Origin of the sequence: Kitasatospora sp. NPDC059827 (genome assembly GCF_042731675.1) — a bacterium.
Classification (GTDB): domain Bacteria; phylum Actinomycetota; class Actinomycetes; order Streptomycetales; family Streptomycetaceae; genus Kitasatospora.
Genome location: NZ_JBHWIV010000014.1, coordinates 16,870 through 41,832, shown reverse-complemented (window position 1 = coordinate 41,832; position 24,963 = coordinate 16,870). Strand labels below are relative to the sequence as shown.

General features: G+C 72.9%; 27 protein-coding genes. 10 read left to right on the top strand and 17 right to left on the bottom strand.

Translation table 11 applies throughout. From position 1 onward, the window contains the following. Positions 1-65: 65 nt before the first annotated feature. Positions 66-1,106, bottom strand: a complete 1,041-nt coding sequence (locus ACFV8H_RS11875; protein ID WP_380398757.1) for an FAD-dependent oxidoreductase — start codon at positions 1,104-1,106, stop codon at positions 66-68. Between the two features lie 241 nt (positions 1,107-1,347). Between ACFV8H_RS11875 and ACFV8H_RS11870 the strand changes: the two genes are divergently transcribed. Then, positions 1,348-2,256 (top strand): LysR family transcriptional regulator, encoded by a 909-nt coding sequence (locus tag ACFV8H_RS11870; RefSeq protein ID WP_380398755.1) that lies wholly within the window; start codon positions 1,348-1,350, stop codon positions 2,254-2,256. Between the two features lie 69 nt (positions 2,257-2,325). On the opposite strand, the gene ACFV8H_RS11865 is transcribed toward ACFV8H_RS11870, so the two are convergent. After that, positions 2,326-2,811 (bottom strand): cysteine/serine endopeptidase inhibitor, encoded by a 486-nt coding sequence (locus ACFV8H_RS11865; protein ID WP_380398753.1) that lies wholly within the window; start codon positions 2,809-2,811, stop codon positions 2,326-2,328. 286 nt (positions 2,812-3,097) lie between these two features. On the opposite strand from ACFV8H_RS11865, the gene ACFV8H_RS11860 reads away from it, so the two are divergent. The 3 genes from ACFV8H_RS11860 (at position 3,098) to ACFV8H_RS11850 (ending at position 4,647) form a co-directional block, all read left to right on the top strand. Next, a complete protein-coding gene (locus ACFV8H_RS11860) occupies positions 3,098-3,310 on the top strand; it encodes a hypothetical protein (RefSeq protein WP_375894843.1) in 213 nt (70 codons plus the stop codon). Between the two features lie 253 nt (positions 3,311-3,563). Continuing rightward, positions 3,564-4,217: a 4'-phosphopantetheinyl transferase gene (locus tag ACFV8H_RS11855; protein ID WP_380398751.1), complete on the top strand. Its 654-nt coding sequence runs from the start codon at positions 3,564-3,566 to the stop codon at positions 4,215-4,217. A 46-nt stretch (positions 4,218-4,263) separates the two neighbouring features. Next, the gene (locus tag ACFV8H_RS11850; RefSeq protein WP_380398749.1) at positions 4,264-4,647 is read left to right on the top strand and encodes a barstar family protein; all 384 of its coding nucleotides are present in this window, start codon (positions 4,264-4,266) and stop codon (positions 4,645-4,647) included. Positions 4,648-4,656: 9 nt separating this feature from the next. On the opposite strand, the gene ACFV8H_RS11845 is transcribed toward ACFV8H_RS11850, so the two are convergent. Next, the gene (locus ACFV8H_RS11845; protein ID WP_380398747.1) at positions 4,657-5,322 is read right to left on the bottom strand and encodes a polysaccharide deacetylase family protein; all 666 of its coding nucleotides are present in this window, start codon (positions 5,320-5,322) and stop codon (positions 4,657-4,659) included. 486 nt (positions 5,323-5,808) lie between these two features. Between ACFV8H_RS11845 and ACFV8H_RS11840 the strand changes: the two genes are divergently transcribed. Beyond that, positions 5,809-7,464 (top strand): CehA/McbA family metallohydrolase, encoded by a 1,656-nt coding sequence (locus ACFV8H_RS11840; protein WP_380398745.1) that lies wholly within the window; start codon positions 5,809-5,811, stop codon positions 7,462-7,464. A 209-nt stretch (positions 7,465-7,673) separates the two neighbouring features. Then, the gene (locus ACFV8H_RS11835; protein ID WP_380398743.1) at positions 7,674-8,195 is read left to right on the top strand and encodes a hypothetical protein; all 522 of its coding nucleotides are present in this window, start codon (positions 7,674-7,676) and stop codon (positions 8,193-8,195) included. Positions 8,196-8,247: 52 nt separating this feature from the next. On the opposite strand, the gene ACFV8H_RS11830 is transcribed toward ACFV8H_RS11835, so the two are convergent. Continuing rightward, a complete protein-coding gene (locus ACFV8H_RS11830) occupies positions 8,248-8,757 on the bottom strand; it encodes a DinB family protein (protein WP_380398741.1) in 510 nt (169 codons plus the stop codon). A gap of 234 nt (positions 8,758-8,991) precedes the next feature. Here ACFV8H_RS11830 and ACFV8H_RS11825 point away from each other — a divergent pair, with 234 nt between their 5' ends. Both ACFV8H_RS11825 and ACFV8H_RS11820 read left to right on the top strand, forming a co-directional pair. After that, positions 8,992-9,804 carry a class I SAM-dependent methyltransferase gene (locus ACFV8H_RS11825; protein WP_380398739.1) on the top strand — a complete coding sequence of 271 codons (813 nt, stop codon included), beginning with the start codon at positions 8,992-8,994 and terminating at the stop codon, positions 9,802-9,804. Between the two features lie 252 nt (positions 9,805-10,056). After that, positions 10,057-10,803, top strand: coding sequence for a polysaccharide deacetylase family protein (locus tag ACFV8H_RS11820; protein WP_380398737.1), 747 nt, complete (start codon positions 10,057-10,059; stop codon positions 10,801-10,803). 68 nt (positions 10,804-10,871) lie between these two features. Here ACFV8H_RS11820 and ACFV8H_RS11815 read toward each other — a convergent pair whose 3' ends face one another. After that, a complete protein-coding gene (locus tag ACFV8H_RS11815) occupies positions 10,872-11,684 on the bottom strand; it encodes a hypothetical protein (RefSeq protein WP_380398735.1) in 813 nt (270 codons plus the stop codon). A gap of 264 nt (positions 11,685-11,948) precedes the next feature. Here ACFV8H_RS11815 and ACFV8H_RS11810 point away from each other — a divergent pair, with 264 nt between their 5' ends. After that, the gene (locus ACFV8H_RS11810; protein ID WP_380398733.1) at positions 11,949-13,025 is read left to right on the top strand and encodes a SpoIIE family protein phosphatase; all 1,077 of its coding nucleotides are present in this window, start codon (positions 11,949-11,951) and stop codon (positions 13,023-13,025) included. A 24-nt stretch (positions 13,026-13,049) separates the two neighbouring features. Here the strand turns inward: ACFV8H_RS11810 and ACFV8H_RS11805 are convergent, their stop codons facing one another. Beyond that, positions 13,050-14,162, bottom strand: a complete 1,113-nt coding sequence (locus ACFV8H_RS11805) for a peptidoglycan recognition protein (protein WP_380398731.1) — start codon at positions 14,160-14,162, stop codon at positions 13,050-13,052. A gap of 252 nt (positions 14,163-14,414) precedes the next feature. Here ACFV8H_RS11805 and ACFV8H_RS11800 point away from each other — a divergent pair, with 252 nt between their 5' ends. Continuing rightward, positions 14,415-15,668 carry a hypothetical protein gene (locus ACFV8H_RS11800; RefSeq protein ID WP_380398729.1) on the top strand — a complete coding sequence of 418 codons (1,254 nt, stop codon included), beginning with the start codon at positions 14,415-14,417 and terminating at the stop codon, positions 15,666-15,668. 580 nt (positions 15,669-16,248) lie between these two features. On the opposite strand, the gene ACFV8H_RS11795 is transcribed toward ACFV8H_RS11800, so the two are convergent. From ACFV8H_RS11795 to ACFV8H_RS11745, 11 genes are all read right to left on the bottom strand, one after another. Next, the gene (locus tag ACFV8H_RS11795) at positions 16,249-16,650 is read right to left on the bottom strand and encodes a DMT family transporter (protein ID WP_375894884.1); all 402 of its coding nucleotides are present in this window, start codon (positions 16,648-16,650) and stop codon (positions 16,249-16,251) included. 46 nt (positions 16,651-16,696) lie between these two features. Then, positions 16,697-17,017: an SMR family transporter gene (locus ACFV8H_RS11790; protein WP_360235350.1), complete on the bottom strand. Its 321-nt coding sequence runs from the start codon at positions 17,015-17,017 to the stop codon at positions 16,697-16,699. A gap of 160 nt (positions 17,018-17,177) precedes the next feature. Continuing rightward, the gene (locus ACFV8H_RS11785) at positions 17,178-17,840 is read right to left on the bottom strand and encodes a DsbA family protein (RefSeq protein WP_380398727.1); all 663 of its coding nucleotides are present in this window, start codon (positions 17,838-17,840) and stop codon (positions 17,178-17,180) included. After that, entirely contained in the window at positions 17,837-18,325 is a 489-nt protein-coding gene (locus tag ACFV8H_RS11780) for a nucleoside deaminase (protein ID WP_380398725.1), read from the bottom strand. Before ACFV8H_RS11780 ends, ACFV8H_RS11785 begins: the two co-directional genes overlap by 4 nt. Positions 18,326-18,620: 295 nt before the next feature. Then, complete coding sequence (locus tag ACFV8H_RS11775) at positions 18,621-19,844, bottom strand: IS701 family transposase (RefSeq protein ID WP_380398723.1); 1,224 nt, start codon at positions 19,842-19,844, stop codon at positions 18,621-18,623. A 299-nt stretch (positions 19,845-20,143) separates the two neighbouring features. Next, a complete protein-coding gene (locus ACFV8H_RS11770; RefSeq protein ID WP_380398721.1) occupies positions 20,144-20,812 on the bottom strand; it encodes a TetR family transcriptional regulator in 669 nt (222 codons plus the stop codon). Positions 20,813-21,433: 621 nt separating this feature from the next. After that, positions 21,434-21,709 (bottom strand): DUF6253 family protein, encoded by a 276-nt coding sequence (locus ACFV8H_RS11765; protein ID WP_375894897.1) that lies wholly within the window; start codon positions 21,707-21,709, stop codon positions 21,434-21,436. Next, positions 21,706-22,515 carry a maleate cis-trans isomerase gene (locus tag ACFV8H_RS11760; protein ID WP_380398720.1) on the bottom strand — a complete coding sequence of 270 codons (810 nt, stop codon included), beginning with the start codon at positions 22,513-22,515 and terminating at the stop codon, positions 21,706-21,708. The genes ACFV8H_RS11765 and ACFV8H_RS11760 overlap by 4 nt, the downstream gene beginning before the upstream one ends. Positions 22,516-22,525: 10 nt before the next feature. Then, positions 22,526-23,200 (bottom strand): transglutaminase family protein, encoded by a 675-nt coding sequence (locus ACFV8H_RS11755; RefSeq protein WP_375894902.1) that lies wholly within the window; start codon positions 23,198-23,200, stop codon positions 22,526-22,528. Positions 23,201-23,217: 17 nt separating this feature from the next. After that, a complete protein-coding gene (locus ACFV8H_RS11750; protein WP_380398717.1) occupies positions 23,218-24,336 on the bottom strand; it encodes an acyl-CoA dehydrogenase family protein in 1,119 nt (372 codons plus the stop codon). Positions 24,337-24,540: 204 nt separating this feature from the next. Next, positions 24,541-24,915 (bottom strand): ectoine synthase, encoded by a 375-nt coding sequence (locus ACFV8H_RS11745; protein WP_375894907.1) that lies wholly within the window; start codon positions 24,913-24,915, stop codon positions 24,541-24,543. Positions 24,916-24,963 lie beyond the last annotated feature (48 nt).

Sequence of the window (24,963 nt, the reverse complement as noted above, 5' to 3'; positions counted from 1 at the left end):
GGGGCGGAACGACCGCACGACGGACCGGGATTCTAGTCACCGACGGCCGCACCCCGCAGGACGAATCATCGGATCCGGGCACCCGCCCCGACCAGCTCCACCACCGCGTCCGCACACCCCCAGCTCAGCGTCACGCCCGCGCCGCCGTGCCCGTAGTTGTGCACGATCCGGAGCCCGGCCGCCGCCTCCCCGCCCGCCGCCTTCCTCTCCGTCGTCTCCCCCTCCGCCGCCTCCTCGACCGCCAGCCGCACCCCGCCCCTGCGGTCGGGCCGCAGGCCGACCGGGCAGCCGATGAGTTCGGCTCCGCGCAGCTCGGGGACGTGCACCGCGCACCGGGCCAGGATCGCCTCGGCCGCCGCCCGGTCGCCGCACAGGTCCCAGCTGCCCTCCTCGAAGGTGCCGCCGAGGACGACGTCCCGGCTGCGCGGGTGGACGTAGGTGTACCCGGCCGGTTCGTCCTGGATCCGCAGCGAGGCCCGCAGACCGGGGTTGCGCACCAGGGCGAGCTGTCCCCGCACCGGCCGCACCGCGTCGTCGCCGCACAGCAGCCGGGCGCCGAGGCCGGCGGCGTTGACCACCACGGGCGCCCAGGCGCCGGCCTGCCGGAGGGTGTCGAGCCGCCGGTGGAGCACCTTGCCGCCGCCGTCGCGGAAGCGGCCGAGCAGCCAGGGCAGGTAGCGCGGCATCTCGACCGTGGGGGCGGTGAACCGCCAGCCGTCCGCGTAGGCCGGGGCGAGGTCGGCCGGCTCCAGTCGGCGCAGGTCGGGGACGCCGGCGCCCCACCAGGGGGTGCCGCCGTCCTGACGCCGGAGCGCGGGCATCCAGGTGTCGCGCAGGACGACGCCGGGCACGCCGGCGCGGGCCTGCCGGGCGAGTTCGGCGTAGGTGGCGGCCGACCAGGCGGCCACCTGCTCGCCCGCTTCCACACCCACCGGGTACCAGACGGCGGCGGCCACGGCCGAGACCGTGGACAGCAGCCCGTCGGCCGTCACCACCCCGACCCGCAGGCCCTGCTCCTGGAGGCGCAGGGCCGTGGTGAGCCCGATGATCCCGCTGCCGATCACGACCACGTCCAGGCCCACGCCCAGGTCCGGATCCGCATCCACGCCCGTACCAACACCCGTACCAACGCCCACACCCACGGTGATCCCCTCCTACCGACTCCCCGCCGGCCGATCCGGCCGATCTGGCCGCGGTGGCCGCGGTGGCCGGATTCCAGGAAAGCGGGGCGGGCGGCGAGGCGTCCAAGACCGGTTGCGTCCTCCGGCGATAAGGCGCCCTTATCGCCGCCGGTGGGCGGCGCGCGGGCCCGGCGCCGGTCCACCGCGGCGGGCCTATCATCGCCCGGTGGACCTCCGTCGCATGCGTTACTTCGCCGTCCTGGCCGAGGAGTTGAACTTCACCCGGGCCGCCCACCGACTGCGGGTGGCCCAGCCCGCGCTGAGCCAGCAGATCAAGGCGCTGGAGCGGCAGCTCGGCGTGCAGCTGGTCGAACGCACCAGCAGGGGCTGCACGTTGACCCCGATCGGCGGCGCGGTCGCCGAGGAGGCCCGGCAGCTGCTGCACCAGGTGGCCGAGGCCGACCGGCGGATCGCGGCGGTGGCCCGGGGGCAGCAGGGCAGCCTGCGGGTGGCGTACACCCGCTCGGCCCGCGGCGGCGTCTCGGACACCCTGATGGGCGAGTTCCGCAGCCGCTACCCCCGGGTGGACGTCGCCCTGCAGACCGGCTGGACCGCCCTCAACGTCGACGAGTTGCTCGCCGGGCGACTGGACGCGGCCTTCGTCCGTCCGCCGCTGGACGTCCCCGAGCTGGCCTGCCGGGTCATCGCCGAGGAGGAACTGCTGCTCGCGGTGCCGAGCGGCCACCCGCTCGCCCGGGGCCGCGGTCGGCTCGACCGGGGCGCGATCCGGGACGAGCCGGTGGTGCTGTGGCCGCGCGACAACGGGCCCGGGATGCACGCGTCGATCACCGGCCAGCTCTGGCCCGACCGGCCGCCCCGGATCGTCCGCGAGGAGCCGGACGACGAGCAGCTGCTGCTCGCGGTGGCGGCGGGCCACGGCATCGCGCCGATCCCGGCGGGCCGGGCCCGGGTCTTCCGGATCCCCGGTGTCAGCCTGCGCCGCCTGGCCCGCCCGGTGCCGACGGTCTCACTGGGCCTGGCCCACAACCCTCGGACGGCCTCCCCGGCGGTCCAGCTGCTGCTCGCCATGGCCCCACGGCTCGGCGCCACAGAGGCTTCCCCGCCTGGCAGTTGAGAGCTCCGGGCCCACCCCCGTACGCACGCACACGAGCGGCGGAGGTGGACCCGGCGGGGTGGGCGACTGTCAGCCGATGGTCGAGCCGGTGACGGGCTCGGACAGCTCGACGGTCCTGCCGTTCAGCCCGGCCTTGACGAACTGCCAGGTGAGGCCGTTGATCACGCCCTTGTCGAGCGGGGCCAGCTTGGCGAAGGCGGGCTGGCTGAGGTCGATGTGGGTGGAGTCGCAGGACGGACACTGGTCCTTCACCGGGACGGTGATGGTCTTGCCCTGGTACGTGACCTTGACCGAGATGCCCTTGCACACCGGGTCGTTGTTGGGGTTCGCGGTGGTCCACCAGGTGTGCGAGACGGCGACCAGCATCTGGTTGGAGGCGTTGATCTGGGTGCCGCAGGCGCCGTAGCCCGCGTCGGTGTAGTACGTGGCCTTGCCGGTCATCGGCTTGTTGATCGGTATCGCGGCGCTGGCGGAGCCGGCCGTCAGGGCGATGAGGGCGGCGGCGGCGAGCGGGGCGCCCGCGAGGATCCTGAGGTTCTTGCCGATGGCGCGCATGGTTCGTTCCCTCCGGTTCGACGATCCCGGGAAAGGTCATGGGCATGACAGCCAGAAGTCACCGAGGCCGCAGTGCAGTTCGGCGACCGATCCGACGATCCGATGCCCACCCGGTGAAGGGAACGTATGCGCCCGTCCTCGGCATGGTCCAGACCTCCCTGGTGTTGCCATGAACACAAGGCAAGGATCTTTACCAATGCGGCCGAAGGGGCGAAGATGCGTGACCGCCTCGCCACACAGGGTGTTGACAGGCCGTCACGACCGCCCGCCCCGGAGGCCCGCCCCCATGCGCACCGCCCTCGCCGCCCTGCTCCTCGGCGCCGCCCTGAGCCCGGCCCTCGCCGCACCCGCCCTCGCCGCCCCCTCGCCCGCCGCCGCACCCGCGACCCGCGAGGTGAACCAGGGCTACAGCATCCCGGTCGGCGGCGTGACCGACCTCGGTGCACTGCCCGTCCTCGGCAGCCTCGGACTGGACTTCGCCCACCTGCTCGGACAGTGACGGGCAGTCACCACAGCTCCGCGCCCGGGCAGCACCCGACCCCGACAGCCGCACTCGCGGCCGCCTTCGGGTGACGGCCGCCCCCGGTGACGGCCTTCCGGTGACGGCCGCCGGGCGGGCGGCCCCGGTCCGGGCTCCCGGCGCTGCGCGAGCGGCCCCGATTTGCCGAAGATCACGGACCGGGCCCGCCCGCCCGCGTTAGGCTCGCTCCGCGCGGCCCGCCGCCCGCGCTCGCCGACCCAGGGGGGAACGCATGATCGGGGACCTGCTGCCGGACGTCGTGGTGACCGAGGTGGCCTACGACGACCCGCCCGAGGCCCGGCTGGAGCCCGCCGAGGAGGCCGCCGTCGCCCGCGCCGTGGACAAGCGCCGCCGCGAGTTCACCACCGTCCGCCACTGCGCCCGCACCGCGCTGGCCCGCCTCGGCGTCCCGTACCGCCCGCTCGTCCCGGGCCTGCGCGGGGCACCGAGCTGGCCGGACGGCGTGATCGGCAGCCTCACCCACTGCGACGGCTTCCGCGCGGCGGCCGTCACCCGGGCCGGCACCCTGGCCTCGGTCGGCATCGACGCCGAGCCCGCGCTGCCGCTCCCCGAGGGCGTGCTGGACTCCGTCGCCCTGCCGGTCGAGCAGGAACGGCTGGCGAAGCTCGCCGCCGAACACCCGGACACGCCGTGGGACCGCATCCTGTTCAGCGCCAAGGAGTCGGTCTACAAGGCCTGGTTCCCGCTCACCCGGCTGTGGCTGGACTTCCACGAGGCCGAGCTCGACCTCTCCCCCGACGGCACCTTCACCGCCCGGCTACTGGTCCCCGGCCCCGTGGTCGGCGGCCGCCGCCTGGACGGCTTCGAGGGCCGCTGGGCGGTGCGCGACGGGCTGCTCGCCACCGCGATCGCCGTTCAGTCGTAACCGGCCGTCACCCGGCGGTTCGCCGCCCGGGCATATCCTCGTCCCCGTGACGGTGACCTATGTGCTCGACGGCGGGAAGATCGGCAACCTGGAGGACTTCTGGGCGGAGGTCGGTCGGAAGATCGGCGCCGACGGCTACTTCGGCCGCAACCTGGACGCCTTCGCCGACTGCCTGAGCGGCGGCTTCGGCACGCCGGACGATGACGACTACGTCATCGAGTGGCGCGACCACGAGGCCTCCCGCCGCGCCCTCGGCTACCCGGAGACGGTCCGCCAGCTGGAACGGCAGCTCCCCCGGGTCCACCCCACCAACCGCGCGCAGGTCGCGGCCGAGCTGGCCGCCGCCCGGGCGGGCAAGGGCCCGACGGTCTTCGACTGGCTGGTCGACATCATCGAGGAGCGGCACCCGGGCGGCCTCCGCCTGGCCTGACCCTCGGGCTCACAGCACGTCGGACAACCGGACGAACCGCCGCCCCGCCGCCAGCAGCCCCGGCAGCGCCGCCGCCACCCCGCGGGCGGTGCCGTGGCCGGGCTGGTTCATGTGCCCGATGACGATCGCCCCCGGCGGCGCCGACGCCACCTCCTGCCGTACCTCGGCGACCGGGAGGGTCGCCCCGCCGTCCGCGTTCACGGTGAATCCGGCGATCCGTTCGCCCAGGTCGGCGACCACCCGGACGGCGACGTCGTCGTAGTACGCGGTGCCGGAGCGGAAGAACCGCGGCGGGTGCCCGAGCAGCTCGGTCAGCTTGTGGGCGTTGCCCGCCACCTCGTCGTACACCTCGCCGACCCCGCCCGTGCCGGCGATCCCCTCGGCCGACCGGCCGGTCACGGAGAGCGGGCGGTGCACGGTGCCGTGGTTGCCGATCTCGAAGAGCGGGTCGGCGGCGAGCTGTTCGAAGGTGCGCGGATTGGCGTCGATCCAGCGGGCGTTCAGGAACAGCGTGGCCGGGACATCGTGGGCGCGCAGGAAGTCGATCAGCTCGGCGTCGTAGCGGCTCCCGCCGGGTCCCCCGCAGGCGTCGAAGGTGAGCGCCGTGGCCTGCTGGCCCTCCGGCAGCCCGGTGACCACCCCGGAGAGGTCCAGGCCCCAGGCGGTCGGCGCCACGGCCGCGTAGCGCTGGACCAGCTCGGCCCGGCCCGGCTCCCGGGGGGTCGCGGCAGCGGAGGGTTCGGCCGACGCCGTGCCCGCAGGACTCCCCGAAGGCGCCGCCGAAGGGCTCGGCGAAGAGGTCGCCGAAGGACTCGGCGAAGAGGTCCCCGCAGGAGTCCCCGTCGAGCCGACGGCTGCCCTGCCCCCCTCCGCACCGTGCCTCGACCCGCACCCCGCCAGCGCACCCCCGCCCACCACCGCCGCCAGCAGCGTCCGCCGACTCAGTGCCACGCCTGCCTCCCGACCGCCCCGTCGTCACCTGCCGTACGAACCACCACATGACTATGAACCGGTCATCCGTCACTCCCCGCAACTCGCCCCGCCCTGGCCGGGCCCCTCTTTCACCGGCCCGCCCCACCCCGGTGGGTCCCGCCTCACCCCGGGTTCACCCCCGGGGGTAGGCGAACGGACGGACCAGCCCACCCCAGCCCGGAGGCCCCGATGCCCGCCGACCCCACACCTCCCACCGACCCGACGCCCCCCGCCCGGCCCGCGCAGCCCGCCGCTCCCCCGCACCCCGCCCGCCGCGACCTGCTCCGCACCGGCCTCGCCACCGGCGCCGCCACCGCCCTCGGCCTGGCCGCCACGGCCGGTGCCGCGGGCACCGCCTCGGCCGCCCCGAAGCGCGACGCGGACCGCCACGCGGACCAGGACGCGAACCGGACCGACCGCACCCTCACCCTCACCGGCCACCTCCCCACCGGCTCCCCCGACTTCGTCTACCTCCCGCTCGAAGTCCCCGAGGGCGTCCGCGAGATCGCCGTCTCCTACGGCTACGACAAGCCGCCGGTCCCGGCCGGCACCCCCGGCAACTCCTGCGACATCGGCATCTTCGACGAGCGCGGCACCGACCTCGGCGGCGACGGCTTCCGCGGCTGGTCCGGCGGCTTCCGCACCGAGTTCGCGCTCGCCCGCGGCTCCGCCACCCCCGGCTACCTCCCCGGCCCGATCAACCCGGGCACCTGGCACCTCGTCCTGGGCCCGTACCAGGTCGCCCCGCAGGGCCTGGAGTACCACGTCGAGGTGACCCTGCGGTTCGGCGAACCGGGGCCGGAGTTCACCCCGCACTACCCGCCGGAGCGGGCCCGCGGCCGCGGCCGGGCCTGGTACCGGGGCGACTGCCACCTGCACACCGTGCACTCCGACGGCCGCCGCCTGCCCGAGGAGGTGGCCGCCGGGGCCCGCGCCGCGGGCCTGGACTTCATCGTCTCCACCGACCACAACACCAGCTCCTCGCACGCCGTCTGGGGTCCGCTGGCCGGCCCGGACCTGCTGATCGTGCCCGGCGAGGAGGTCACCACCCGCAACGGCCACTGGCTGGCCCTGGGCCTGGAGGCCGGCCAGTTCGTCGACTGGCGCTACCGCTCGCGCGACGAGGAGTTCCCGCGCTTCGTCCGCCAGGTCCACCGCTCCGGCGGCCTGGTGGTGCCCGCGCACCCGTACTGCCCGTACGTCGCCTGCCAGTGGAAGTTCGGCTACGAGCAGGCCGATGCCGTCGAGGTGTGGAACGGGCCGTGGACCTACGACGACGAGTCGGCCGTCGACACCTGGGACTCCGAGCTCGCGGTGGCCCTGCGGGGCGGGCGCTCCTGGCGGCCCGCGATGGGCAACAGCGACGCCCACAGCGCGCCCCAGGTCATCGGCCTGCCGCACAACGTCGTCCTCGCCGAGGACCTCACCCGCGACGCCGTCCTCGACGGGCTGCGCGCCGGGCGCAGCTGGCTGGCCGAGTCCGCCGCCGTCCGGCTCGACCTCACCGCCACCGGCCACGGCCGCCGGGCGGGCATCGGTGAGGAGCTGACCGTCCCGGCCGACGCCCCGGTGGACGTCCGGCTCGCCGTCTCCGGCGTGCCCGGCGGCACCGTCCGGCTGATCACCGACGAGGGGCAGCTGCACCAGGAGTCGCTGCCCGCCGACGGCTCCGGCACGGTCGTCTGGCGCACCACGGCCTCGCTGGCCGCCTACGTCCGCGCCGAGGTGCGCCACCCGAGGGCGGACGGGACGTCCGGCAAGGGCAACGCGATGGGTCCGGACCTGCCGTGGGGGCCGATGGCGGCCCTCACCAACCCGATCGTGCTGCGCGCCGAGGAGCGCTGAACGGGTCCGGCGACCCGCCCACTGGCCGGGAGGGGGACGACTCGGGGCACCCGTTTGGACTAGGTTGATCCCCGAAACGCATCAGTCGTAGGGACGAGGCGGTCGGCTGTCCGTATCCGGGGCGACCGGCTCCTCCGCACGCCCACCGTCTCGCCCCGGCTGCCCGTCCGTACCCGTCCCGTCCCCGGCCCGCGAAGGGATCAGCAGCTGTGAACCGTACGACCGTAGGTGGGCCGGAGCTCGGGGGCGGCCGGGGCGCCGGAGGCGTCCTCGTCCTCGTCGACCCCGGCGGGGCCGCCGATCCCACCGGGGCCGCCGGTGGAGCAGGGGGCGGCAGCCCGGTCGCGGGGCTGCTCGTCCAGGAGCTGCGCCCGAGCGTCCACCTGCGGACGGACGACTTCCTCCGGGTCATCCGCAACGGCCAGGTCCCGCCGCAGCTGCCCGGGGCCGACCGGCAGCAGGCCACCGCGCTCGCGGCCACCGCCCAGGCCGCCTTCGCCTACGCCACCGGCGGCTACCAGGTCGTCGTCGAGTGCGCCGACGCCCCGGCGACCCTGGACACCTTCCGCCGCGAGAGCCGCACCACCGGCGCGGCCCTGCACTACGTCGTCCTCACCGGCGCGGCCCCCGCCACCCCGCACGAGCTGGACACCACCGACCTCACGCCGGAGACCACCGCCAAGTCGGTGCTGGCGGCCCTCACCGCCCGCACCCACCTGCTCGGCTGGTAGCCCGCCACCCCGGCCCCGGGCCCCCACGCCCCCAAGGCCTACGCCCTACGCCCTACGCCCCGACCGTGCCGTCGATGGCCTCCCGCAGGAAGTCCGCGTGCCCGTTGTGCCGGGCGTACTCGTGGATCAGGTGCAGCATCACCAGCCGCAGCGACACCTCGGCCCCCCAGCGCGCCTGGTAGCCGGTGACGTCCAGCGAGGGCGCCGCCAGCTCGATCCGGCGGGAGTGCTCGACCTCGGCCCGCCAGGCGGCGAAGGCCTCGGCACGGGTGGCGCCGGTCGGGTCGTAGGCCACCTGGTAGTCCCCGTCGGGGGACCAGACCAGCGGGACGTCCTCGCCGTCGATCACCCGGCGGAACCAGGTGCGCTCCACCTCGGCCATGTGCCGCACCAGCCCGAGCAGGCTCAGCGCGGACGGCGGACTGGAGCGCTGCCGCAGCTGTTCGTCGGTCAGGCCCTCGCACTTCATGGCGAGGGTCGCCCGGTGGAAGTCCAGGAACTCGCGCAGCATCTCGCGCTCGCCACCGGTCAACGAGGGTACGGGTCGGTCGTCGGTGCTCATGCGGGGTCGTGCTCCTCGTGCTCTGGCCCTGGGGCGTGTCCGGTGGATCGGGCCGGTCCGGTCGGCCACCGGCGGACTGTAGCGGACCCGCACCCCCGTCGGACACCGGGTTTCCACGCCCCGTCAACCCCGAACCCGCCCCGTCACGTACCGTGTTCGGACCACCACAGGTTTGGGTACGTACCTCGGCGCGCCCGACCGCCGGGCGCCCACGAGCAGGAGACCCGACGGCCCATGGACCACAACCACATCCCCCCGACAGTGCGCCGCACCTACGGTGCCGACGACCTCAGCACCGCGCCGTCCTTCGCGGGCGGATTCATCAACTTCGGTGACTGGCACGGCATCGACCTGACCGCCCCGTCCGCCGAGGACCGGGTGCACAGCCAGGAGCAGCTCTACCGCCGGGTGCTGAACGCCTTCCCGGAGCCACGCGGACAGCTGCGCCTGGCGGAGGTCGGCTGCGGCCGCGGCCTCGGTACGGCGCTCGCGCTACGGGAGTTCCGCTTCGCCTCCGTCACCGGTGTCGACATCCACCCCGACCAGATCGAACGCGCCCGCGCCGTCAACGCCCGCGCCCTGGCCACCTACCCCGACCGGCTCGCCTACACCCTCGGCTCCGCCGCCCAACTCCCCTTCGCCGACGCCACCCTGGACGGCGTCTACTCCGTCGAGGCCGCCCAGCACTTCCGCGAACTCACCGGCTTCGCCCGCGAAGCCGCCCGGGTCCTGCGCCCCGGCGGCCGCCTGGTCGTCACCACCTTCTTCGCCGCCCCCGGCCCCGAGATCGCCGAACGCCTCAAGATCCTCCTCGCCAGCTTCGCCGACGGACTCGACGTCGCCCACACCCTCGACGGCTTCACTACCGACCTCACCGACGCCGGCTTCACCGACGTCGGCACCGAATCCATCGGCCCCGACGTCTGGCCCGGCCTCGACCGCTACCTCGCCGACGCCGTCCCCAACGACCACTGGACCCGCAACTTCCTCCCCTCCTGGCGCCACGGCCTCCTCGACTACCACCTCCTCACCGCCACCCGCATCTGACCCGCCCCCACCGCCCACCAACCCCCGGGCCCGCCCGTACCCCCCACGGACAGGCCCGGGGCAGGACACACCCCACGGCTCCGAGGACCCTTGCCTCCCCGCGGTCGACAGCGCCCCGGCCGGTCTGCCATTCGGGTGAAAAGCTCCGGGTTGGCCGGGCGCGGATGGACAGCTGGTCCATCGCTGTCAGAATCTCAGTTTCCTTGAACTCCATCCGATACACGCGGTGCCGCCGAGGAGCTGGAGCAGAACGTGCGATTCATCCGACCACGCAGCATTCCAGGTCAGGCGACCGGCACAATGGCGGGGCATTTCCCGTGGACGCTGATGTACCACTCCGTGGCGATCGCACGCGACGACCCCTATATGATCACCGTTTCCCCCGCACGCTTTCGTCGCCAGCTGCGCTGGTTGTCCTCCTGGGGCCTGCGCGGGGTGGCGGTGGAAACCCTGCTGCGCTGCCATCGGGAGGGCACCGCTCGGGGGTTGGTCGGGCTCAGTTTCGACGACGGGTACCGCGACTTCACCGAGGAGGTCATGCCCGCACTGGTGGAGTACGGCTTCACCGCGACGGTCTACGTGGTGGCCGGCCGACTGGGCGGGTACAACGACTGGGACCAGCTGGGCCCGCGCAAACCGCTGATGACGGCGCACCAGGTCCGTGAGGTCGCCGCCGCCGGGCTGGAGATCGGCTCGCACGGATTGACGCACCAGCGTCTGGCGGGCCTCGGTGCCCAGGATCTGGCGGCCCAGGTCACCGGCAGCCGCCATGCGCTGGAGGACCTCACGGGGCAGGAGGTCGCGGGGTTCTGCTACCCCTACGGTTCGCTCGACGCCGCTGCCGTGGCGGCGGTGGCGGGAGCCGGCTACAGCTACGGGTGCGCGGTCAGCCCCGGAGCCCACGGCGGGCGGTACGCGATTCCCCGTGCCTACATCGGCGACCGGGACGGGCCGCTGCGCATGATCGCCAAGTTGGCGCGCGACCGCTGGCAGCGCTGACAACTCACAGCTGACAACGCACAGTTGACGGCTCACGGGCGTCCGCGGAGCCGGAGCTCGCGACGCGATCAGGAATCGGCGGTGCCGGGCTCCAGCCGCAGCCAGGACTCGTGCCAGAGCAGTGCGCACTGGCGGTCGCAGCCGTTGGCCACCGGCTCGCCGCCGCAGCGGAGGCCCCGGAGGATGAACCACCGTCCTCCGGCGGGCCGTTGCCACCACGCGAGCGACCGATGGCGCAGCTCGAAGGCTCCGTGGCGGGTGCCGACATGGCGTTCCATACCGGGTTGGAAGGGCACGCCGTCCAGGCGGCCATCGGCCCCGAGGGTCGCGTTGATCTCCGCGAGACTCCGTACGGTGGCCCATCGCGTGGCCGACCGGGCGGGCGGCAGCGGCGCGGAGGCCGGCTCCAGCCATGCGTCGCGGAACAGCAGGGCGCAGTCCAGTCCGCAGCCCTGGGTGCCGTCGGCACCGTGACAGGTGGCACCGGCCAGCGTGACGGTGTCCGCCAGGCGTCGCATGCGGTAGTGGTCGTCCACCATGCGCCGCACGACGCGCTCGACGCGGTGGACCCCACCGCAGAACGACCATTGGCTACGGGTGAACCAGAGCCCCCGATGCCGGTCCTCGGCGTCGAGGGTGGCACGCACCGCCGCCTCGTCCTTCACCCGGACCCAGTCCCCCACGGAGAAGCGGGAGGCCCGACCGGGTGCGGGAAGACCGCTCCGGCTCTCGCGCAGGTCCTCGAAGGCGAGCCGGGCGCGACGGACGACACCGAGCGGGGGGAGGTCGCACAGGGGGAGGTTCTTGTACTGGCACCGCTCCGCCGCCGTTCCGCAGCGCATCCCCGCGGTGCCGTCGAACCGTGATGTCTCTGTGGTCATCTGCGCGTTCCCGTCGGGTCGGAAATATTGACACAGGGTAGCGCGACATGGCCTTTCCGAGCGGACTCACCGAGCCTGCCCGAGGGCATTCCCAGCAAATTATACTAGTCATATCGAAGATATCCCCGAGAATGCCTTCCTCACCATCAGAACCCTTTGTCCAAGGCGTCCGAGGCGTCCGAGTTGATCGTGAGGCCGGTCGCGCTCCGGGTGTCGAATGCGCGCGGGGAGCGATCGGATCCACCGTTCCTCTAAGGTCGCGACATGTCGACTCCGACTTTCTCCACACGCGGCCTGGTGCTGACGGTGTCGGCGCTCGGGGTACTCGCGGGAACGGATTTGCTCAGCAGGTCAGCGCATTCCGCCGCCCTGGCGATTTTCGCGCCCGCCCTGGAGTCATCGGTGCTCCAGGCCGTCCCGTGGGCGGCCTTCGTCCTCCATCTGGCATCGATCGCCGTACGGACGGTGATGGAGCCGCGGCGGGACTTCACCGCCGGCTGCGGACGGCTGCTCACGGGCGCGGCGGTCAGCTGCCTGGCGGCCGTCGTGGTCCTCGGGGGCGTCGCCCGGCTGCGCAGGGCACGCCGCCGGGCGCTGGGGCCGACGGTGGGTCCGGTGCGGCGCGGGATGCTCCGACCGCCCGGCCGGGTGGGGGACTTGGCGGTGACGGTTCGGCGGGTGTCGACGGCCGACCCCGGCCAGGACCGGGGCGTGCTGTGCGAGGTGCTGGAGACGCCGTTCGGGGTCCGGATGGTGATGGGCGACGTCCGGGGTGGCGGCCGGCCGGCGGCGGTTCAGGTGATCGCCAGGGTGGTCGGGGAGATCCGGGAGGCCGCACAGTACGAGCCGTCCCTGGCCGGGGTGGCGGCCAGGGCGGAGTCGTGCGTGTCCGGGGCGGTGGCGGCCGGTGTGCTCGTGACAGCCGTGTTCGTGGAGTTCTCCGGCGCGGCGGAGGTGCTGCTCCTGTCGTGCGGGCATGCGCCGTTGCCGCTGGTCGCCCACGACGACGGCGTGCGAACCGTGGCGTGCGAGCCGGGTCCGCCCGTGGGCCTGGCCGAACTGGCCCTGGGCGAGCCGCTCTTGCGTCAGGAGCCCTTCGTCCCGGGGCAGACCCTGGTGGTGTGCTCCGACGGTGTCGCCGCGGCCCGGGGATGCGGGGGCGCGGGCCCCCCGCTCGCGGAACGCCTGGCGCGACTCACCGGGACGAGCGGGTGGCGGGCGGGCGGCACGGAGGAGCGCGCGGACCTGCTGTGTTCGGATCTGACGACCTTCACCGGGAGGGAGTCGGACGGTGCCGCCGTGGTTCTCCTGGTGGAACGGGTACGGTCCGCCGACGGGTAGCCGCGTCGACGGACCGCCGGCTCGTCAGCCCTGGAGGCGGGCCGCCGTGTCACGGATTGCGGGGAGTCTGGCGTAGAGGGCGTCGCCGGGGCACTCCGTGGCCACGCCGTCGCGGTGGCCCGAGATGGAGTCGAAGTCGACGACGGTGCCCTTGGGATAGCGGCTGTCGCTCGAACCGGAGGTGAGCTTGGCCGATCCGTCGGCCTGCCAACCGCCGAGGCCGAGCTTCCAGGCGGCGATCTTGGCGATGCCGTCCTGCAGTTCCTGCGGCGGATCGTCCGAGCTGAACGTCCCGATCGCGGCGATGCCGGAGGAGTTGGTGTTGAAGCCGAGCGTGTGGGCGCCGAGGACGGGCTGGTTGACGCCGCCGGCGCGGCCCTCGTAGATGGTGCCGCAGCGGTCGACCAGGAAGTTGTAGCCGATGTCCCGCCAGCCGTTGCTCTGCACGTGGTACTGGTAGATCGATCTGATCACCCTGGGCGCGTCGGAGCAGGCGTAGGCGGTGGCGGTGTCGGTGTGGTGGACGAAGGCCACCCGGGCCGAGCCGGTGTACACGAAGCCCGCTTCACGGATGGACTCGTCCGCGCCCCAGCCCGCCCGGGTGACGATGCCGGGGCGCGGCGCGGCGAGCGCCTCGGGCCCGGCCACGTGTTCGGGAAGGGACTGGGTGTCGGCGGAGGCCGCCCCCTGACCGGGGTCGACCAGTTCGACCCGCAGTCCGTGCGGCAGACCGGCCGGACCGGGGTGCACGTCGACCGCGACGCCGTTGCTGCGTCCGGCCCACAGCGGGGCGGTGGAACCGTGCTGGACGGAGTCGGGCCCGTCGACGGCCTCGGCCCCCAGGGTGTGCCAGTCGCCCCAGCGGCCGGTGACGGCATCGCGGGTGCGCACGCGTACGGAGCCGCCGGCGAGGGCGGTCGGGGAACCGTCCCAGACCACGCCGAGGAGTTCGAAGGCGCGGGTGGCCCGGGGCGCGACGGTTCCGCCGGGCGCGAGGGCCACCGAGGTGACCGAGCCGCCTCCGGCGGAGGCGCGCGGTGCCGGGGCGACCGAGGTGTCCGCAACGGCGAACGTGGGCGGGAAGAGCAGGGCGGTGGCGCAGCCCGCCAGGACCGCTGCCGGGATTGAGATCCTCATGTAAGGGATGTTCAGGGCAAATCGCGCTCCCTGCATGTCACCGACGGAGCTCGCGCGGTCACGCCGGACGTTCGGGGCCGGGTACGGCCACGGAGCACCGGCGAGGACGGCGGGGCGGACCGTGCGGGCGGCAGTCCCCCGTTCTCAGCAATTCATTGGGCCAGGCCGGTTAACTCGCGGCGGCGCATTTCGTCTCCCGGTGGTAGAGGCGCGTATTCAGAAGATCCGTTTTGCGGATCATCCAGGAGCACCATGCGAACTCGAATCACCACCCTGGTCCTGTCGGGCCTGACGTCGGCCGCCCTCCTCTGGGGCGCCGGCGGTGTGGCCCACGCCTCGCCCGCCACCGACCACAGCGTGACCGTCGACTCGTCGCAGGCCCAGGGCGAATGGGTCGACAGCCTGCTGAGGCTCGCCGAGGAGAACGGTGTCTCCTCGGACGGCGCCTGGGCCGGCAGCAGTCGCAGCGATCTCCAGTCGATGCAGCTCACCCACCCGGCCCACCGCGCCGACGCCGGCGACGGCCTCGGACCCGAGGGGGTCCCGGCCGACGTCCAGGAGCCGGGTTCGGTTCAGCCGGACGACTCGGCCCGGCCCGCCGAGCAGGGCCCGCCGATGGAACAGGCGCCGGAATCGGCCCTTCCCGAGGGCGCCTGGGCGAACGGCGGCGCGCCCTGCGAGCAGGCACCCGGCCACGAGTCCCACGGCCACATTCCCGGCCCCGGCCCCTCCGACTGCATCTGCCTGCCCGAGACCCCTGGCGCTCCCCCGCACGGGGAGCACGGGGAGCACGGCGAGCACGGGGAGCACGGGGAGCACGGCGAGCACGGGGAACACGGGGAACACGGCGAACACGGCGAACACGGCGAACACGGGGAACACGGCGAACACGGCGAACACGGCGAACACGGCGAACACGGCGAACACGGAGAGCACGGAGAGCACGGCGAGCACGGAGAGCACGGCGGCTCGGAGCAGGGTCAGGGCCAGAGCGGCCAGCAGAACCAGGGTCAGGGCCAGGACCAGAACCAAGGCCAGAACCAGGGCCAGGGTCAGGACCAGAACGCCCAGCAGAACCAGGGCCAGGACCAGCACGTCGCCGTGACCGTCGTCGTGCAGAACACCGTGGCCAACAATCTGAACAACAGCGCCAACAACAGCGCCACCAGCAATTCGAACAACTCCGCGCACAACAGCGCCCAGAACTCGGCCCTCAACAACCAGTCGGCCTCGCAGGCCAACAACCTCTCCAACCAGCAGAGCCAGTTCAACCAGCAGTCCGCACACAATCTGAACAAGGTCAAGTTCGTTGCGGAGGAAGTGAAGGCACGCCCGCCGCACAAGCCTGCCCACCACGGCGGCGGCGAGGAGCACCACTCCGGCCACCACCACCACGGCGAGCTGGCCCAGACGGGCGCCCCGAAGACACCGGTCCTCCTCGGCCTCTCCGCCGCGTTCCTCGCCGCCGGCGCGGGGGCCCTGCGGCTCAGCCGACGACGTTCCTGATCGGTCCCGTACGCGGGAGGATCGACCACCAGCACATCGTCCATGAACAGGCCTCCGCCAGGCAGTCGACCTGGCGGAGGCCTCTCTCTGTCCGGTCCGGAGCTGCCCCACCGTCCGCTCCCACCCGGTCCGGGAGGTTCTGCACCCCGCGATCTCTCCGGCGACCAGAGCGTCGCCGAGCAGGACCCCCACCTGCCCGGTGCAATGCCGGGAGTCTGGAACGACCTGGTGCACGAGGACTACACGGAACTCCAGGTGCGCGGCCTGATCGAGAAGAGCCTGCCGGTCCTCGCCCAGAGGATGTGGTCCCCGGTCGGCCTGTCCCGACCGGCGGAGACCGTCGGGCCGGCTGGCTGCGGCCTTCCGCCCGCGGGCGGCCCACCTCTTCCTCGGCCGCCGGATCCCGGCCCGAAGAACGCGGGAAGGGCCTCCTGGCTGCCCGATCGGATTCCGACATCCGACCGGCCACCAGGAGGCCCTGAACCACACCCCGGCCGCTCCGCACCCACCCGGTCGGGACCGGGCCGGGGTGCGCCTCACGAGCGGCGCGGCGGCTTCCCGCACCGGGGCGGCGCGCCCGTCAGGCGTCCGCGGTCTGGACCTCACGCGGCGCGGCGGCGGTCTCGGCGGACTTCTGCGGCCGGTCGGCGAGCTTGAGCCAGACCACGCCGGCGATGATCACGGCCAGCCACACGGCCTTGGCCGGGGTGAGGCTCTCGTCGAAGACGACGGGCCCCAGCAGGGCCGCGCCGACCGACCCGATGCCGGCCCAGACGGCGTAGCCGATGCTGACGTCGATGGTGCGCAGCGCGGCGCTCAGGGCCCAGAGGGTCAGGAGGAAGAAGACGACGGCGACCAGTGACCAGGTCAGCCGGGTGAAGCCGTGGCTTCCACCGACGGCGAGCGCGTAGCCGACTTCGAAGCCGCCGGCGAGCAGGAGCATGATCCACGGGTTGACCGAGTTGCGGCCGGTGTCGGACATGTGCACGGGTCCTTTCGGGAGGTGGAGCCGGGTGGGGGCGGGAGGATCAGGCAGCGCCGCTGAGCTGGAGGCCGACGACGCCGGCGATGATGACGGCGATGCCGACGGCCTTGCGCCAGTTCAGGCGCTGGCCGAAGAGCAGGGCGCCGAGGAGGGTGATGCCGACGCCGGCGACGGAGGTCCAGATCGCGTAGCCGACGCCGACGTCGAAGGTCAGCAGTGCCTTGCTGAGGAAGAAGGTGCCGAGGGCGCCGGTGATCAGGGTCACGGCGGTCCACGTACGGTTCTTGAAGCCTTCGGCCTTGCCGGCCGCGATGGCGACGGCGATCTCGAAGATGTCCGCGATCGCGAGGTAGAACCACTGCATGGCTGGTCCTTTCGTTCTTGGGAGGTCGGCGTTGACGGGGAGGGGTGGAGCGGGGAGAAGACGGGGGAGCAGGGGGGAAGCGGGGGAACGCGGGAAGGCAGGGGAACGCGGGGGGTGGGAAGGCGGGGGGAAGGCGGGGGAACCGGGCGTCAGGGCCGGTTCAGCAGCCGTCGATCCCGCAGGCGGGAGCGGCGTCCCCGAGGGCGTCCTGCTCGGCCCGGGCGTCGAGCACGGCCTTGCGGATCTGGGCGACGGAGGGCACGCCCTCGATGCGGTGGCGTCCGTCGATGATGATCGTGGGCGCGACGGAGACCCGGTTGGCCTCCGCGTCCCGCAGCGCCGCCCGGTGCGCCTCGGTGTACCGGCCGGACGTCAGCGCCTCGGCGAAGTCGGCGCCGTCCAGGCCGAGTTCGGCGGCGATGTCGGCGAGGACGGCCACCTCGCCGATGTCCCGGTTCTCCTGGAAGAAGGCCCGCAGCACCCGCGGGGTGTACTCCGCGGCCCGGCCGTGCTCGGCCGCGTACCGGTAGCCCTCGAAGGCCAGCCGGGTGTAGGGCTGCGGCGAGACCGTCGGGAGGGTGATGTCCACGCCGAGGCGGCGGGCCATCGGGTAGACGGCGCGGTCCCAGATCGCCGGCAGGTAGTCGTCCTCCGGGCGCAGCGTCGGGGTGGGGTGGGGCCGCAGCTCGAACGGCATCCACTCGATGTCGACGTCGAGGTCGCGGGTGGCCTCGTGCAGCGGGCCCTCGGCCAGCATGCAGAAGGGACAGACGTAGTCCGACCAGACCTTGATGCCGATCCTGCCGGTTGCCGTTCCGCTCACGGCCGCCCCCGCTCCATGGTGAGGAAGTCCTCGAACGGCGCCGTGCCTTCCGGGATCTGGATCGAGGTGACCTTGATCGGCCAGGTCTCCGGGTCCTCGGCGAAGATCGAGTACGAGCTGGTGTAGTCGAAGCCGTACCGCGCGGCCGTCTTGCGGTCGACCACGTTGACGATGTGGCTGACGCTGAAATACAGCGACGCCATGTAGCACAGGGCGCAGGGCTCGCCGGAGGCGATCAGGGTGGATCCGGCGGTGGCGTGCAGTCCGTACTTGGCGGCGGCCGCCCGCAGTGCGGTGACCTCGGCGTGCGCGGTGGGGTCGTTGTCCTCGCGCACCCGGTTGACACCGGTGCCGAGGATCCGGCCGCTGTTGATCACCACACCGGAGAACGGGATGCCGCCCGTGGCGACGTGCTCGCGGCTGATCCGTACCGCCTCGCGGGCGTACTCGGTCAGCTCGCTCTCGGAGAGTTCGGAATAACGCAACGCTGCTCCCCCGCTCAGACCGCGGTCGCGGTGTCGACGGTGGGTGCCGTGGGATCAGGCATGGAGTCCCCAGGTAGTTGCTTGTATGTACATGTTGTTTTTGCCCGTGAGAACCTCAGGCGGACAGGTAGAGCTTGCATGAACATACATCTTGCTGTCAATCGCCGGCGGTGAAGAACTTCGCCTGACCCACGCTCATCAGCTCATGCCGGCACGACAATTGGGGCATCGTCGACCCCGCGCCGAGCGCGTCGGGCGTGCCGGGAGGGGTCGGCGGCGCGCCCGAAGCGACGGCTCAGACTGCTACGGGGTACCCCAGGGAGGCTTCCCGGACCCACCGGGAGCAGGGCACGAGCGGCGGCCTCGCCAGACCGTCAGTTCCGGCGCCCGGGCCGGGGCGGAAGGCCCGCATGCCGAGGTCGGCCGCCAGGCGGCTGTAGGTGAAGGCGGCCGAGACCAGGGCCATGTGGTGGTGCCACCCCGGGAACGAGCGGCCCTCGAAGTCCCTTAGCCCGAACCGCCGTTCGAGCAGTTCGACGGTCTCCCCGGTCGCGGCGTGCCGCTCCGCGTACTCCAGCAGCTCGTCGACCGGCCGGTGCACCATGCTGGTGAGCCAGAGCTGCCCCGCACCCGTCGCGTCCTCGTCGGGCTGGGTGAAGAGCCGGAACGGCTGCGGTCTCTGGTCGGCCGCGACGGCGCCGGGAACCTGCACCAGGCCGTCGCGCACGGACGCCCAGCCCGCTCTGCAGACCCCGGAGCGCACCTCGGGGCACCGCTCGCTCACCGTCCGGGCCGCCGCGGCCACGGGCCGGCGGGAGCCGGAGGCCTGGTGCTCCAGCGGGGCCAGCGGGAAGCTGTCCGGGATCGCGACCGCGAAGTCCAGCCCGCGCCGGGTCAGGCCCTCGACGAGCCGGCGCGAGTCCAGGTAGCCGTCCAGGTCGACCACCACCGGGACCGGGTCGTACTGCGAGGTCTGCGCCATCTGGTCGATCAGGTTGAGGAGTTGGCCCTCGCACGAGGCGGTGGCGGTGTGCGGGATCCGGGCCTGCTCGCGGAGCGGCCCCTGAGCCGCCCACGTCTCCGGCAGGAACAGGCACCAGCCCACGGGGAACTCCCCCGCCTCCGTCGACATGAAGACCGCCATGCCGATCTGGCAGTTGACGGTCCGTCCGGTGTGCGGGATGAAGCGGCGGTGCACCCCGCAGGACTTCTCACCGCGCTTGGGCAGCACCACGGGGGCGATCGTCCAGGCCTTGGGCCGGGCCCGGTCCTCGACCCACTGCCGGAGCTGGTCGCAGACCGGATCCCACTCCCAGGGGCTCTCGTTGACGAACTGGTGCAGGGCCTGCGAAGCGGTCGGGGAGTCGCTCGACACGGCCGCCAGCCGGCGGATGGACTTCTTCCCGGGCGTGCTGAGGAGGCCGTTGACGTAGGTGTGGGCCCACTTGCGCTGGTCAGCTCGGCGCAAGTGGCCGAACAGCTGGTCCGTGAACTGGGTGACGGAGTCCCATCCCCTCATAGCTACCCCTCCCGTGTTGCGGCTGCGGCTTTCACACAGATCCACCCACACTAAAGAATGAGCACTATTTTTTTCTCGGGTAAAGGACTTCCGGTCGCCACTTCGCCAACTCGATACAAAGCCCTGGCACGAATCGCCCGCGCCCGGCCCGGGGAAGGGGCGGCCGGGGTCCGCGGTCCACGCGGGAAATGGAATCGCCCCCGCGGATCCGGGCACGGCACGCCCTGCGGGACATCGGCCCCGCAGGTCAGGGGCGTGCCGCCGGGTGTCCCCGCGGTCGCCGTACGTCTACCGCCCGGTCACCCCTCGTTGCGGGCCGCGTCGCCCCGGGACGGGCCGCGCAACCGCGGCGGGGCGGGCGTCCGGTCGTGCTCGCAGGGGTCGGAGCCGTCCTCCGGCCGGGCGCCGAAGCCCGCCCCGGCCCGGCGCCACAGTCGGCCGAGCTCGTGCTCCACGACGCTGACCGGGCGGCCGGAGCGCAGCTGCGCCTCGGCGCCGGCCAGCAGGTAGGCGACCAGCAGTTCGATGTCGGCGAGCTCCGCGTCGGTGGTGCCGCCCGCCCGGGCCAGTTCCAGCGCGTGCAGCAGGGCGGGCCGCCAGGCCTGCTCCCAAGCCCCCTGCGAACCGGGGCACTCGTGCGCGAGCCGCATCGCCGCGTGGGCCCGGACGTCCTGCTGGAGGAAGGCCGCCAGCAGCTGGGTGAGCCGGCTGACCGCGGCCAGCCCGGGCGTCGTGAGCTGCTGGACCTCGTCCAGGGCCGAGGAGGTCGCGGCCGCCCCCGCCCTGAGCACCTCCTGCGCGAGGTCCTCCTTGGTCAGGAAGTGGAAGGTCAGCGCACCCGAGGTGACCCCGGCGGACTGGCTGATCCGCGCCAGGGTGGCGCCGGCGTAGCCGTGCCGGGCGAACTGTCCGGCGGCGGCGTCGATCAGGGCGGAGCGGGTCTGTTCCGCGCGGGCCTGCCTCAGCACTGCGGCGCGCGCCGGTACCGCGCGACGGGTGCGGCCGCGGACCGTTGGGCGCCCCAGGGACTTCGTGTGAGCTGCATGGCCCCTCCGGCTCGTTCGTGCACCAGCCCCCGTGACGACGCGGCAAGCATACCCCGGTCCCGGCGGCGTCCTGACGTATCGTCGAACTCGCGTTCACCTGGCTCGACCTGCGGTGATCCCCTCCGCGCCACCGGGATCCGGGGCGTGGTGGAAGCGTGGCCGGAGCGTGGCCGAGACGTGGCGGAAGCGTGGCCGGGCGGGGACATGACGGTCCTCGGGGGAGGTTGCGTGAGGCCGAGTACGGCACCGCACCCCGGGGCAGGGAGGCCCGGGGTGCGGTGGATCCGGAGTGCCCGGGAAAACCGCCGGGTGCGCGGCGGCCCGACGGGCGGCGGGAGGATCCATTCCGATCGGCGGCGAATAGGCATTGACCGAATAGCGAATTGCGATAAGTGAGTCGAGCACCGGCCGGGCGGCCGGGAAAAGCGGAGCGCCGGGTCCCGTTATCTCACCGGGACTTCACAAATGACCGCACCCTCCGCGGGGGCCGCCGGTCGACGGACGGGCGGCACCGAATGGCGGACGCCGCCAAATGGGCGGATGTCACCGAATGGCGGGCACGTACGAGTCGTCCACCCGACCGTCCGCCGTCGCCGGGTCGAAGGTCGTCGCGGGCGCCTCGTCCCCGCGCGAGCCGTTGCGGCGGTCGTACCGCAGGAAGTCCGACAGCTGGTCCGTGCGCCGCAGGTGCCCCTTGACCAGGACCACGCCGAACAGGTGGTCGCCGTCCTCCCGCCAGCAGACCAGCGGGATGCGGTAGGTGTCGCCCTCCGGCGTCCCGAAGACGGCCTCGTAGGCCTGGGCGTCCAACAGGCTCACGCGTGGCCGTCCTTCGGGTTCGTGGCGAACAGCTGTCCGTAGTCGGTGATCTCCTGAGCGGTCCCGGCGGCGCCGGCCAGGTGGAGGGCGTGCCAGAGGATCACCTGGTTCGCGGTGACGACGTTGAACCCGAGCTCCTCCTCCAGCGGCTTGATGGTGCCCACCGCCCGGATGCCGTTGCCGGCCACCAGGACGGCATCCGGCCGGTGCTCCGCCACCGTGCCGCGGATCCAGGCCGACAGGTTCTCCGGCGTGATGGCCTTCTGGTTCGACGGCAGTCCGCAGGGGCCGTGGTGGACCACCTCGTAGCCGAACTCGCGGAAGTAGTCGGCCCCCTGGCCGGAGAGCGAGTCGGTGAACCACGGCGGGTTCACCAGCGCGATCCGGCGGGCGCCCAGGGCGTCGAAGGCGGCCCGGGCGGCCTTGGTGGTGCCGGTGATCGGCAGCCCCCGGGTGACGGGCAGCAGCCGCTCGTACAACTCCCGTTCGCCCTGGGCCTTCAACGCGTAGCTGGAGGAGGTGAACCCGAGCGTCAGGGCGTGCAGCGGAGAGGCCGCGAGCAGTTCGACGGCCTGGTCCAGGTACGGGGCCTGGACGAAGGACAGGATCGGGTCGTACGGGATCTTCTCGTCCATCTCGCCGCCCGCGCGCATGGCGGCGAAGTGCACGCGCGAACCGTGGACGGAGACGGAGGCGGGGGCCACGGCCTGCAGTTCGGCCTCCGGGCCGACGTCGGCGTGCGGCACGACCACGCCGATCCGGGTCGAGGCGTCCCATCCGTCGACGGGCGGCGGGGTGCTGGTCATGGGGGTTCTCCTACCGGGTGAGGGTGGACTCTTCGGCGAGGCGGCCGCCGTGGACGGTGCCGGTGCCCGTGGTGTCGAGGAACTTGGGGTGCTTGCGGCGCATGGTCTCGATGACGAACTCGTAGGGGAGGTCGTCGAAGCTGCCGTGGTCGGTCAGGAACTCCATGGCGCCACCGCCGTCGTGGGGGTGGTGGAGGCTGTCGTTGACGCCGTCGAACTCCAGGGCGCGCATGCCGTAGAGCTTGCAGAGCAGCTTGTTGAACACCGGGGTGACCTTGATCCACTTGCCGTCCAGGTGCACCTGGGCGAGCGAGTGGAAGAACACGTCGCCGCCGATGTGGGACAGCAGGCGGGGCGAGGCCAGGTGGTTGCGCACGTCCCCGTAGACCAGCCGGGAGGGGATGCCCAGGGCGCGCACGCCGGCCGCGTACAGGGCGGCCTTGTGCAGGCAGAACCCGGACTTGGTGGTGGCGGTGGTGGAGGCCCGCAGGCCCTCCCGGGAGAGCGGGGCGCCGTAGACCTCGTAGTCGACGCCGTCGCGCACCGCGTAGTACAGCTCGATCGCGTTGGTGCGCCGGTCCGCCGAACGGTCCCGGACGGCGTGGTCGACGAAGGCCTGCACCGCGTCGCTCTCGTGGTCGAGGAACTCGGTGGAGCGGGTGAGGTGGTCCAGTGTGTCGGTCATGTCGGGATTCCCGTCGGTCAGAGTCCAGCCAGCATGGCGATCCGGTTGCGCTGGATCTCGGAGGTACCGGAGTAGATCGTTCCGGCGATCGAGTTGCGCAGGTCGCGCTCGACGCCGTACTCGGTGAGCACGCCGCGGCCGCCGTGGATCTGCACCGCGTCGAGCGCGGTCTGCACGTTGGCCTCCGAGACCACCGTCTTGGTGGCCGCGAGGTCGAACGCGGCGTCCTCGTTCCGCTCGACCTTGGCGCCGGTGTCGGCGAGCCACTTGCGGGCCGTCTCCACCCGGATCCTCATGTCCGCGATCTTGTGGGAGATGCCCTGGTAGGAGCTGATCGGCCGGCCGAACTGGCGGCGCTCCTTGGCGAAGGCGATGGTCTCCTCCACCCGCCGGGTCATCTCGCCCAGGGTGATGGAGAAGCCGAAGAGCACCTCGCGCTTCATCACGTAGTCCAGGACCCGGAAGCCGGAGCCCTCCTGCCCGACCCGCTGGGAGACCGGGACGCGCAGCTCGTCGAAGGAGAGCGTGCCGATCGGGCTGGTGCGCAGGCCGATCTTGTCCATCGCGGGGCCCACGGTCAGGCCGGGGGTGCCGGCCTCGACCAGCAGGGTGGTGAGGCCGAAGGGGCCGGGCTTCCCGGTGCGGACGTAGAGCAGGAACAGGTCGGCGACCGGGGCGTTGGTGATGAACATCTTGTCGCCGCTGACCACGTAGTGGTCCCCGTCGCGGCGGGCGAAGCTGGCCAGGTTCATGGCGTCCGAGCCGCCGGAGCTCTCGGTGATCGCATGGGCGGTGATCAGCTCGCCGGACATGATCCGCGGGAGGTACTTCTCCTTCAACTCCTGGGTCGCGAAACGTTGCAGGGGCACGCCGACGGACACGATCTGGGTCGAGGCGGAGAAGGACAGGCCCGCGTCCCGGGAGGTGTGGCCCAGTCCCTCCAGGGCCCGCATCGTCCGGGTGAGGCCGTGCCCGGCGCCGCCGAACTCGGGCGCGAAGTGCACCCGCAGGAGTCCGGTCTCCCGCAGGGCCTTCCACTTGTCGTGGGGGAACGCGCCTGCCGCGTCCAACTCGCTGGTGTTGGCGTTGAGTTGCTCCGCCCACGGGGCGGTGAGGTCGAAGAGGTCATCGTCCATGGGGGGGTCCTGGGGTCCATTCCGGGGTCGGTCGTGCTGCGGAGGATCGGGGTCGTGCCGTGGCGGGGTGCCACGGCCCGGGCCCGCCCCGCGCGCCCGGCGGCGCGTGGCCGGGCCGGGTCCGGTCCCGGCGCGGAGCCGTGCGGGGCTCCGGGCCGGGACCGGTTCGACCGGCCGGCGGTGGGGCGCCGGCTGATCGGCGGCTCAGTACTGGGAGTAGCCGTCCTCGGAGAGGACGTGCTTCTCGTCGCCGTTGATCGGCGGGTTGAAGATCGACACCAGGTGGAGGTCCTCGTCGGCCGAGGCCACCAGGTGGTGCGGGTCGTGCTGGTTGAGGACGTAGATGGTGCCCGGGACGATCTTGTGGCGGGTACCGTCGTGCTCCACGACCTCACCGGAGCCGCTGATGCAGTAGCAGGCCTCCAGGTGGTTGCGGTACTGCAGGGCACTGGAAGTGCCCTTGCGCACCAGGGTGTCCGCGACGGCGAAGCCCATCCCGTCGCTCTTGGTCAGCAGGCGGGTGCTCAGGCCGTTGCCCCACTCGACGGGGGCGACATCATCGAGGCTGCGGGTGAACATCTCTGTGGTTCTCCTTCGGAATAGGGTGGGAACTACGGGTGTTGCGGA

Excerpts from the sequence above, each read along its gene's own strand:
- ACFV8H_RS11865 (WP_380398753.1), bottom strand. The coding sequence starts at position 2,811 with ATGCGCGCCATCGGCAAGAACCTCAGGATCCTCGCGGGCGCCCCGCTC.
- ACFV8H_RS11860 (WP_375894843.1), top strand. The coding sequence starts at position 3,098 with ATGCGCACCGCCCTCGCCGCCCTGCTCCTCGGCGCCGCCCTGAGCCCG.
- ACFV8H_RS11855 (WP_380398751.1), top strand. The coding sequence starts at position 3,564 with ATGATCGGGGACCTGCTGCCGGACGTCGTGGTGACCGAGGTGGCCTAC.
- ACFV8H_RS11840 (WP_380398745.1), top strand. The coding sequence starts at position 5,809 with ATGCCCGCCGACCCCACACCTCCCACCGACCCGACGCCCCCCGCCCGG.
- ACFV8H_RS11830 (WP_380398741.1), bottom strand. The coding sequence starts at position 8,757 with ATGAGCACCGACGACCGACCCGTACCCTCGTTGACCGGTGGCGAGCGC.
- ACFV8H_RS11825 (WP_380398739.1), top strand. The coding sequence starts at position 8,992 with ATGGACCACAACCACATCCCCCCGACAGTGCGCCGCACCTACGGTGCC.
- ACFV8H_RS11815 (WP_380398735.1), bottom strand. The coding sequence starts at position 11,684 with ATGACCACAGAGACATCACGGTTCGACGGCACCGCGGGGATGCGCTGC.
- ACFV8H_RS11810 (WP_380398733.1), top strand. The coding sequence starts at position 11,949 with ATGTCGACTCCGACTTTCTCCACACGCGGCCTGGTGCTGACGGTGTCG.
- ACFV8H_RS11805 (WP_380398731.1), bottom strand. The coding sequence starts at position 14,162 with ATGAGGATCTCAATCCCGGCAGCGGTCCTGGCGGGCTGCGCCACCGCC.
- ACFV8H_RS11800 (WP_380398729.1), top strand. The coding sequence starts at position 14,415 with ATGCGAACTCGAATCACCACCCTGGTCCTGTCGGGCCTGACGTCGGCC.
- ACFV8H_RS11795 (WP_375894884.1), bottom strand. The coding sequence starts at position 16,650 with ATGTCCGACACCGGCCGCAACTCGGTCAACCCGTGGATCATGCTCCTG.
- ACFV8H_RS11790 (WP_360235350.1), bottom strand. The coding sequence starts at position 17,017 with ATGCAGTGGTTCTACCTCGCGATCGCGGACATCTTCGAGATCGCCGTC.
- ACFV8H_RS11775 (WP_380398723.1), bottom strand. The coding sequence starts at position 19,844 with ATGAGGGGATGGGACTCCGTCACCCAGTTCACGGACCAGCTGTTCGGC.
- ACFV8H_RS11760 (WP_380398720.1), bottom strand. The coding sequence starts at position 22,515 with ATGACCAGCACCCCGCCGCCCGTCGACGGATGGGACGCCTCGACCCGG.
- ACFV8H_RS11755 (WP_375894902.1), bottom strand. The coding sequence starts at position 23,200 with ATGACCGACACACTGGACCACCTCACCCGCTCCACCGAGTTCCTCGAC.
- ACFV8H_RS11750 (WP_380398717.1), bottom strand. The coding sequence starts at position 24,336 with ATGGACGATGACCTCTTCGACCTCACCGCCCCGTGGGCGGAGCAACTC.
- ACFV8H_RS11745 (WP_375894907.1), bottom strand. The coding sequence starts at position 24,915 with ATGTTCACCCGCAGCCTCGATGATGTCGCCCCCGTCGAGTGGGGCAAC.